The organism is Sinorhizobium sp. GQ132 (assembly GCF_059758575.1).
In genome coordinates this window covers 1-1319 of record NZ_JCAXDX010000043.1, presented here as the reverse complement: position 1 = coordinate 1319, position 1319 = coordinate 1, and the positions used below count along the sequence as shown (strand labels likewise).

The window sequence follows — 1319 nt, the reverse complement described above, 5'->3', positions numbered from 1 at the left end:
TGGAGTTGCCCCCAAAAGACCGGACATGCTCAGGTTTGAGATTGCGAGCTGATGAACTCGCGCGGCGATTGATATCCTAAAGCACTGTGCGGGTGAAGATTGTTGTAATGCTCGAACCAGAACGGCAGTTGGGCCATGACGGTTTCAGCGTCGGGGGTTGGGTTCACCGAGACGTAATCGCGCTTGAATGTTTTGACGAACGCCTCGGCCATGCCGTTCGACTGTGGGCTTCGCACCGGTGTCGTGCAAGGTTCCATGCCGATGTCGCGGAGCAAGGATGCGGTGTCCCTGGCAACAAAGCAGGAGCCGTTGTCGGTGAGCCATTCGATGGGCTCGGACAGCATGTTGATGCGGCCGAAGCGGTTCTCCACTGCTGTGATCACGAGGTCCTGCACGTCCTGGCTCTTGATGCCCTCGGTGGTGGCGACATGGGCGATTGCTTCACGGTCGCAGCAGTCTAGGGCGAAGGCGACCCGGACCTTCTCCTTGTTGTCGCAGCCGATCTCGAACCCGTCGGAGCACCATCTGATGTTCGAACGTTCGACAGCGACCTGACCGTCGTGGAGACGATCATCGACCGCTCCGGTGTGGCGCACCAATAGCAGATTGTGCAGCTTCATCACCCGGTAGACGCGCTTGGCATTGGGCCACGAACGGCCCAGTTTCCGGGCATTCCGACGCAGGATGGCATGGACACGCCGATAGCCGTAGGTGGGCATATCGGCGATGACGGCCTTGATGTCCTCCACCAGCTCGCTATCAGGTAGTGGCGGGCGTCCTCTGGCTCTGGAAGGGGAGCCTGCGGCACGCGCGGCGATATTCGAGCGAGCGACACCCAAAGTTTCGCAAACGGTCTTCATCCCAAAATCCCCCTCGGAAGAGAGAGCGAGCGCAACAGATGTTTTTTTGAGCTACCGGCGATTTCGAGGGCTTCCTTCAGGATTTCGCTCTCCATCGTCTTCTTGCCCAACAGTCGTTGCAACTCCTTCACCTGCGCCTGAAGCGCCCGGTATTCGGATGCCGGAACAACCTCCTCTTCGGCGGCCGTCGCCGTCAATGCACCTTGGGACGCCAGCTTGCGCCAGGTGAACAACTGGTTCGGCTGAATGCCGTGCCGACGCGCGACGATGCTCACCGTCGCGTCCGCCTCATAGGTCTCGTGGATGATCGCCAGCTTCTCTGCCGTGCTCCAGCGCCGCCGACGTTCCGGCCCGGAGAGAACTTCCATCTTAAAATTGCTGCTAGTCATATTACCAACATTACTCCTACCCACTTAGCTAAGTGGGGGAGCATGTCCGGACCTTTCGGGGGCTAATTCA

At 59.2% G+C, this 1319-nt stretch carries 1 protein-coding gene; it reads right to left on the bottom strand.

Going from position 1 to position 1319, the window contains the following annotated elements; genetic code table 11:
* Positions 1 to 29: 29 nt before the first annotated feature.
* Positions 30 to 1249 (bottom strand): IS3-like element ISRm1 family transposase gene (locus AC6CIG_RS29620; protein ID WP_498324375.1). Its coding sequence is split into 2 segments (ribosomal slippage): positions 30 to 910 and positions 910 to 1249, totalling 1221 coding nucleotides; the frame shifts between segments, so codons are not numbered across the junction.
* Between the last annotated feature and the right edge of the window lie 70 nt (positions 1250 to 1319).